At 35.7% G+C, this 7,085-nt stretch carries 9 protein-coding genes; 5 read left to right on the top strand and 4 right to left on the bottom strand.

Features of this window, described 5'->3' with window-relative positions:
• Nucleotides 1-774: 774 nt before the first annotated feature.
• The 4 genes from DYY65_RS08015 (at nucleotide 775) to msrA (ending at nucleotide 3,407) form a co-directional block, all read left to right on the top strand.
• The gene (locus DYY65_RS08015; RefSeq protein ID WP_162477451.1) at nucleotides 775-1,512 is read left to right on the top strand and encodes a hypothetical protein; all 738 of its coding nucleotides are present in this window, start codon (nucleotides 775-777) and stop codon (nucleotides 1,510-1,512) included.
• A complete protein-coding gene (locus DYY65_RS08010; protein WP_162477450.1) occupies nucleotides 1,509-1,799 on the top strand; it encodes a winged helix-turn-helix domain-containing protein in 291 nt (96 codons plus the stop codon). Before DYY65_RS08015 ends, DYY65_RS08010 begins: the two co-directional genes overlap by 4 nt.
• Before the next feature lie 629 nt (nucleotides 1,800-2,428).
• Entirely contained in the window at nucleotides 2,429-2,821 is a 393-nt protein-coding gene (locus DYY65_RS08005; RefSeq protein WP_162477449.1) for a methionine-R-sulfoxide reductase, read from the top strand.
• Nucleotides 2,814-3,407: a peptide-methionine (S)-S-oxide reductase MsrA gene (gene msrA / locus DYY65_RS08000; protein WP_162477448.1), complete on the top strand. Its 594-nt coding sequence runs from the start codon at nucleotides 2,814-2,816 to the stop codon at nucleotides 3,405-3,407. The genes DYY65_RS08005 and msrA overlap by 8 nt, the downstream gene beginning before the upstream one ends.
• A gap of 386 nt (nucleotides 3,408-3,793) precedes the next feature.
• On the opposite strand, the gene DYY65_RS07995 is transcribed toward msrA, so the two are convergent.
• Nucleotides 3,794-4,387 carry a MarR family transcriptional regulator gene (locus tag DYY65_RS07995; protein WP_236561735.1) on the bottom strand — a complete coding sequence of 198 codons (594 nt, stop codon included), beginning with the start codon at nucleotides 4,385-4,387 and terminating at the stop codon, nucleotides 3,794-3,796.
• A gap of 292 nt (nucleotides 4,388-4,679) precedes the next feature.
• Nucleotides 4,680-4,916 (bottom strand): hypothetical protein, encoded by a 237-nt coding sequence (locus DYY65_RS07990; protein ID WP_162477446.1) that lies wholly within the window; start codon nucleotides 4,914-4,916, stop codon nucleotides 4,680-4,682.
• A gap of 101 nt (nucleotides 4,917-5,017) precedes the next feature.
• On the opposite strand from DYY65_RS07990, the gene DYY65_RS07985 reads away from it, so the two are divergent.
• Nucleotides 5,018-5,458, top strand: coding sequence for a cupredoxin domain-containing protein (locus DYY65_RS07985; RefSeq protein WP_162477445.1), 441 nt, complete (start codon nucleotides 5,018-5,020; stop codon nucleotides 5,456-5,458).
• Between the two features lie 753 nt (nucleotides 5,459-6,211).
• Here the strand turns inward: DYY65_RS07985 and DYY65_RS07980 are convergent.
• Nucleotides 6,212-6,403, bottom strand: a complete 192-nt coding sequence (locus tag DYY65_RS07980; protein ID WP_162477444.1) for a hypothetical protein — start codon at nucleotides 6,401-6,403, stop codon at nucleotides 6,212-6,214.
• A gap of 370 nt (nucleotides 6,404-6,773) precedes the next feature.
• Nucleotides 6,774-7,028, bottom strand: a complete 255-nt coding sequence (locus tag DYY65_RS07975) for a hypothetical protein (protein WP_162477443.1) — start codon at nucleotides 7,026-7,028, stop codon at nucleotides 6,774-6,776.
• Between the last annotated feature and the right edge of the window lie 57 nt (nucleotides 7,029-7,085).

Here is a 7,085-nt window from a genome sequence, read left to right as displayed (position 1 = left end):
CGGTGAGGCTCGTTGAACCAGTGGACAATCTAGGAAGGGTCGTACCAATGATTGTAACAAATTATTTATCAATTGCACTTACGCTTGTGCAAATGCGGGGATCATTGGATCAGCAGGATTTAACATATTGGACATGATTATCGCTAATAACTAGCGACTTTAATTAGCACTAGATTAAACTCACATCTTTTATACCACACTTTTTCCTGATAGTCCGTGTTAAAGTGCATGATTACAGATTGATAATATTATTTAAACGCCTAAATTAATATGGACGATGCCGGTAGAAGTAATTGTATCTGGTATTAGTCTTCCGCTAGTTGTGATAGCATTAATAACATGCAAGAGGACAAAGATATGCCGTACAGCATTTCCTAAAGAATCTTCATAAGCCATATACAAATTTACTATTATCCACGATTTACGATAGGTCAGATGAATATATACATGAAGATGAGGTGTTCTTTGAATATGCTCTATCTTCATATCAAGTGAATCCAGTATAAGCAAATCAAAAAGCTCTCATAACTAATTTGAAATTGATCCATTGATTATTCACCAACGAGAGGACATTATATCTAGCATGCTACCGGTTGTGCTCAATGGGTGGATATCTGCGTTCCAGTCACCTAACTGTCACTGAATGAAAATATAAACCCTTTTATTCTACCTCATTCATTATCTGTCACGACCATTACTACACTCATTCCCACTCACACAGCATACAGCGTGGTTACTAGTAGCGCTTCTTCACTTTCTTTATCTAGCCTAATAGTGACTATTGCATCAGTCTTTTTATGTTCTGTAATAGCAATGTATTTTTACAGATCTTATAGATTCTCAGGGTTTGGATATCTGTTAGGCTTACCCACTGGCTTTGCAATTCTAGCTGTGTCTTTTGTGTTTGAGCATCTGAGTGTAGCTTATTCCCACAGTGAGGCCATAGAAGATCTATTCTTTTGGGTACGAATAACCCTTCAATCAGAAGGAATTGCATTCATAGCTCTTTCCTACATGTTGAAAAACCGTGTTAGTTCCAATACATACGGATTACCATATACTTCTAAATTGCTATTTTCTCCCAATATTTGGAGCTATTCTTCTATCAAAATTAGAGAAATAATTATTAGCGTCTTACCAATGGTTGTGATTTCTATACCATTGATGGTTACAATCTCTGCCTTATTTGTTCAGCCGATACTCAATGATATCGAGCTAAAGGACATGAGTATCTATACTACATTATTTGACATCATAGCTCTAGGATACATCCTAGTCAAATGTCTAAAACCTCTCGTAAAAACTGCCAATATTAAATTATTATATATTCCAGCCGCCTTTGCATTGTTATGGCTTGAACAGTATTCATTAGTAATTAACTATTTTGATAACGATCCATTTGCTCATTTTGGATCTATACTTGTTAGATTGGCTGGATTGGGTTTGTTCGTATATGCCATTTATTATGCATTGGAAAGTGGAAGACATAGAGAAATGGAGATTGAGAGATGATGAGACAAGAGAAGAGACACAAACTCCAACTCTTTTACGAAATACTTGTAGCTATTGAGGATTATATGAATAACAACAATGATACAGCTGCTAAACCAACTCATATTCAACATATTAGCAGACTATCCTATGACAAAATGATGAATCACTTTGAGGAGTTAGAAAAGAGAGACATGTTAAAATACCGTAGTAATGCCCAAGGGTTGATATCAATAACCAATAAAGGTAAACAATTCATTAAACAATATAATGAGCTCATGATATTGATCGAAAGTGCTGGGTTATAGTAATGGGCATCGGAATGTATCCCAGTGAGAAGTCTATTTACTCCAACACCTTAACTAAATGACCTGTTCTGTTGTGTTGGGAAAGATAGATGGATGGAATGAGCGTATTTTCGTTGCTGCCAAGAGGATATCAGTCGAATATAATAGGAATACATCAAACCAAGGCTGTGAGAAGCATTTCTGAATGTTTGCGAAAAAAATTAAGCTATTTTATCATTGCACCCATTTTCAGCTGCAAGTTGGATGTATTCGTCTAGAAGGTTTAATCTATCTGGCGAGGCATATACCTTATTTATGGTATTCATTTCATTTCTATTGAAACGTGGAATATTTTTTGTATTTGCTGATAGATTAGTGCTACAGTATCATTCTAACGGTTGGATGGAAAATGTATCCTCATTGGGATTCTGAATCGCGAATAAGTTAAGTATCATAATTTAAGCCACCTACCAACATGCCTGATATCTTTTGAGTTCTTTTATCAAATTAATTCCATTACATGATATCATTTGCTCATACATTTTTCCTTAGATTTCAGTTTATCCTGGTTTCTACGGGGTTTAGGCTGAGCGGACCTACGACGATAACGATGTTTATTATATGGAATCTTACCATACCAATTATATAATATGAATTACAACAGGCTAACTTCACAAGAAGAAAAAGTCATTATGAGTAAGGCAACAGAACCTCCTTTCGCAGGCGAATACGATAATTTTTATCAAGATGGAACATTTATCTGTCGAAGATGTAATGCTCCTCTATTTTCATCAAAAAGCAAATTTGATGCTGGTTGTGGATGGCCAAGCTTTGATGAAAGCTACCCAAATGCAATAAAACGAGTGCCAGATCCGGACGGTGTAAGAACTGAAATTGAATGTGCAAATTGTGGTGGGCATTTAGGGCACGAATTTGTGGGAGAAGGCTTCACCAAGAAAGATACAAGAGATTGTGTCAATTCATTATCTATACATTTTATACCAAAGGCAAAGGAGTTGCCTAAAACAATAACAAATGAATAGCAATAATAGTAGTAACACTAATAATAGTGGTAGCACTACGCAAATAGCGCAAATAGCAACACTTGCCAATGGATGTTTCTGGTGTAGTGAAGCAATATTCAAAAGACTTAGAGGTGTCAAATCCGTCATACCTGGGTATTCAGGAGGGTTAGTGGAAAATCCGTCTTATGAACAGGTATGTATAGGAAACACAGGACATGCAGAATCGATTCAGATAAAATTTGATCCAAGAATTATACCTTATGAAAAAATCCTTGATGTTTTCTGGCATACTCATGATCCAACTACACTCAATAGACAAGGAAATGATATTGGTACTCAATATAGATCTGCTATATTTTATCATGATGAAAAACAGAAAGAGATTGCAGAGAAGTCAAAAAGTGATCTAGAAAATGCAGGTATTTACAAAAACCCTATTGTGACAGAGATTATTCCTTTTAAGAATTTCTATGTTGCAGAAGACTACCACAAAAATTACTATGAGAGCCATAGGAATGCTACCTATTGTAGTTTTGTAATTGATCCGAAGGTGCACAAATTGATTCAGAAGTATAGAAGTGATCTACAAGATAAATACAAGTAATTTTTTCCAATCATAGATAGATTAAGATTGATCGAATATAGAATAGAAATGGCCACAATAACAAATGTAGTAGCTCGCTTGCGGAGCAGAATGAGATTTTTTCTAGTTTTTGGTAAGTATTAGGAGATTCATCCTATATTCTTCACTGCTTTCACTGCCTTCACTAATTTCGTCCATCTGTCCAAAAAGCCGTTATTTTTCATTGATATATTTAGAACCCTCGTCTAGTTATCAATTCCATAACCAAGGCTCTTTAACGCGGTGGAAATATCATTAAGAGTCATTGGTATAATGGATTGTCTATCACTGCAAGTATGGTAGTGGTTTTTAGTAAATCTTACCTCTGCGTTGTTTGGCCGCGTGTAATAGTTTCATGACATAACTTTTTAAAAACTATCAAATCCGCCACCGCCATCAAATCCATCAAACCCGCCGGAATCAACGCCACTATTGTCGTGACCAGATCCGTCACCAGTGCTGCTATCGTCATTTGATGCTGCGCTTTGATCGTGAAAAGAGTGTGTACTACCAGCGCTAGCTTCAGCATTGTGATGGTTACTATCAGTTTCAATAAACTGACTTTCAATCGAATTTATTCCCAATCCCATAAAGGACATCATAGACGCAAAAAACATCATATCCATAACACCCGAGAATAACATCATAGGGATCCACATTCGATTTGCGTCCATATAACTATGCAGATGAGCGCCATCACCATTATCATAGGCTTCTTGCATCTCTTGCCTCTTTTGGTCTAATTCTTGTTTCTTTGCATTAAGAAGCTTGCTGCCTACTTCCGTGATACGTAGTTCTGTCTTTTTCTTCCCAAATATGAAGGCTTTCCTTTCACCTTTGACTATCAATCTCTGAGTTAGTAATTCAATTATAATCGATTCAATTTCCTCATTGTCTAATTTGGTAGCGCAAGTTATTTTATGTACACTGGTGAGGCCCTTCGATATGGCATCGAGTACCATGAAATGATTAGGACTTTTAAAATTATTCTTGGAAGACATAGTGCATGTTTATTCTAGATACAATCACTAATAAATCCTTTAGATACTCCCATAATCTAATAATAACAGAAATAATATGATTCTACAGCTGAAATATTAACGGCTAAATCTTCAACGGCAACATTACCAAAATCTTCGAGATATTAAGATAGTCTTTACAAGCACATCAGCGACCTTTGCGGTTGTACAAAAAAAGGATTGGGAAGGTTCTCAAAATTCTAAATTATGTATTCTAAGGCAGTTTTATACTAATTTAGTACTTTGGGCCAGCACTAGATGGAGCAGGTGTTGCAGCCTTAGGTGCTGCAGAAGAGGAAGAAGAACTAGAATTTCCTGCTGTAGCATTACTGCCGCCTCCACTAGCAGTCTTATTTCCAGTCATATTCTGAGCGTATGTTGACATTACACTCAGGTTCAGTGCTGCTATTATAGCTACTGTAGCTACTGTAACTATTACTGTTGCTGCAATCAGTTTTAATCGATTCTGCATGTCAAAGTCTTATTGTACTTTAAATTATATAAAGGGAGTCACGAATACCATTTCCGGTATTTGTATATAAAATCTTATTATAGTCATACCATCCTTACCTTATGAAAAGATTAGCATATAATCTCCAAATACTAGTGGTAGGATCAGTAGTATCTATGCTGTTTGGCTTAATGATATCTGGTTCATATGGACATCAAATTCAATTGGCAGCAGCTCAGAACCTAAACAAGGCCTCTGACGCAGTTCAATTTTCAGTCAAGGGAACCTTAGGAAGTTATACATGGGTAAACGCTAACACTGGGGCAAGTAATCCCACATTAAGTTTTAAGACAAATACTGATCAAATTATAAAGATTCAAAATCCGACAGACACTAAGCATCAATTAATAATAGACCAAAACGGTAAGCAACTTGCAACAAGTGGGGACGTAGCACCTGGTAGTTCAGGACAAGTATCTTTCAAGCCAATTACTGCCGGGACGTATGGATATCATTGTCTATATCATCCTACAATGATGAAAGGCGTTATACAAGTCCATTAACATTGAATCCATACATTTTTCATTTTTTGAACAACTATAGACAGAATTGGATTACGGTAAAGCAGTTGCAAATAAACAAACAGACAAGAGATGAGTACGAATGTATACAGATAGACACATAAAACAGATAGTATAAAAAAACATACCCATCCTAATAATAGAAGATGAACAAAACGTCCAAAGATTCAGCTCTTGCCAAGAACGTTGATAAGACCTACGAAAGAATTTAGATAGAGTATTCGTGCTTTAGGATGTATGCCTGACATTATTACGAGAAGATTAGATCCTACGTTATAAAATTGCATTATATAATTTTTCTGAAATCTAAACTACCCTCACTAAGTTAGCATAAGGCCTGGCACTGAACCAAAGGCAGCTGCTAATGATAAATCTGCTACCGCTACTTCTAATGTAGTATTATAGGCATGTCGCAGTTTTTATAATATATAGTAGGTTCAGGGATATATTTTGGAGCGTTTTCTTGTTTAAAGGTATTACCAAAAATATGTGCGCCACAGTCTCCTACGAAGCAGTTCCATTTGAGTTGATTGCGTGATTGCATAAGCTAAAGGTACTTCAAAAGTTGATGCAACGGGAGTTATAATAGTGGTACATGCAGGGTTTGCCATTAAATGTCGACTTACACGTGTCCTTATTTCTCTGGCAGTAAAAAGGTAGTATTTTTTGGTAATACACCATATCTTTTGAATGAGTACACCAACTGACAAACCACAGGTACTACCGCATTTATTGCTACGTCTCAAGCTTCTTATAGAAAGTCTTATACTTGGAAATCATTCTTTGACTGCCTTCTATAATTTTATCTCTAAATATTGCATCTCTCTCAAATGCTTTTTCCACCTCAATAGTATCTTCTAACTCCTTTATTTTACCCTCAATCAGGCTTTTGAGCAGGTGTACATCTTCGTCAGTAAATAAACCCATTATTCAATCTCACCCACTTTGAGATGCGCATCAAAGTACACACATGACATAGGAAGTAGATTCTCAATTAACAATAGTACAACAAGGAATTTAAACAGAAAGACTATGCCATGGAAATGCACATACGCACGGGCCCTTAAGTCGCGGCCTTTTGTCTTAATTTCAATTATTGATAATATACACAATAAGATCTAGCAATTAACAGCAAATTACACCTATCTCATTAAACTATAATGAAGTGACGTTTGTTGGTTGTTAATAGGATTTAGTCTAAGGATATATCACAGTCGATGAAGAATAAGAAGGCAATTCATATTCCACTTCTTCCCTTAAATATTCCATGGGTCCTACTGAGCTTAATTCAAATATTCTAATTTGCTTGATATAACAACAGTGTGATCTGTTCTATTATCCATTCTCTGAATTTTATAATTGTAAATACTTCCGATTGCTTGATAAACGCAGGATCATTTAATTTATTTCCATTAATTTCGAGGAATTGAATCAAAAAACTCTTGCATACATAGAGTAAATCCAAAGCAACATTTCTGTCTACTGCTTTATTGCCCCTGCTAGACAAAATAATTTGTACCTCAGCACTAAACCTCAATAAATGAAATTCCATATACATTTCTGAACTTTTTAAACATCAGGACACAATCGTTGCTATCAAAATTGTAAA

It is taken from the genome of Nitrososphaera sp. AFS (assembly GCF_009898475.1).
GTDB lineage: Archaea > Thermoproteota > Nitrososphaeria > Nitrososphaerales > Nitrososphaeraceae > Nitrosopolaris.
This window is presented reverse-complemented; position numbering and strand designations above follow the sequence as displayed.

Excerpts from the sequence above, each read along its gene's own strand:
- DYY65_RS08010 (WP_162477450.1), top strand. The coding sequence starts at position 1,509 with ATGATGAGACAAGAGAAGAGACACAAACTCCAACTCTTTTACGAAATA.
- DYY65_RS07990 (WP_162477446.1), bottom strand. The coding sequence starts at position 4,916 with ATGCAGAATCGATTAAAACTGATTGCAGCAACAGTAATAGTTACAGTA.
- DYY65_RS07980 (WP_162477444.1), bottom strand. The coding sequence starts at position 6,403 with ATGGGTTTATTTACTGACGAAGATGTACACCTGCTCAAAAGCCTGATT.
- msrA (WP_162477448.1), top strand. The coding sequence starts at position 2,814 with ATGAATAGCAATAATAGTAGTAACACTAATAATAGTGGTAGCACTACG.
- DYY65_RS07985 (WP_162477445.1), top strand. The coding sequence starts at position 5,018 with ATGAAAAGATTAGCATATAATCTCCAAATACTAGTGGTAGGATCAGTA.
- DYY65_RS07995 (WP_236561735.1), bottom strand. The coding sequence starts at position 4,387 with ATGGTACTCGATGCCATATCGAAGGGCCTCACCAGTGTACATAAAATA.
- DYY65_RS07975 (WP_162477443.1), bottom strand. The coding sequence starts at position 7,028 with ATGGAATTTCATTTATTGAGGTTTAGTGCTGAGGTACAAATTATTTTG.
- DYY65_RS08005 (WP_162477449.1), top strand. The coding sequence starts at position 2,429 with ATGAATTACAACAGGCTAACTTCACAAGAAGAAAAAGTCATTATGAGT.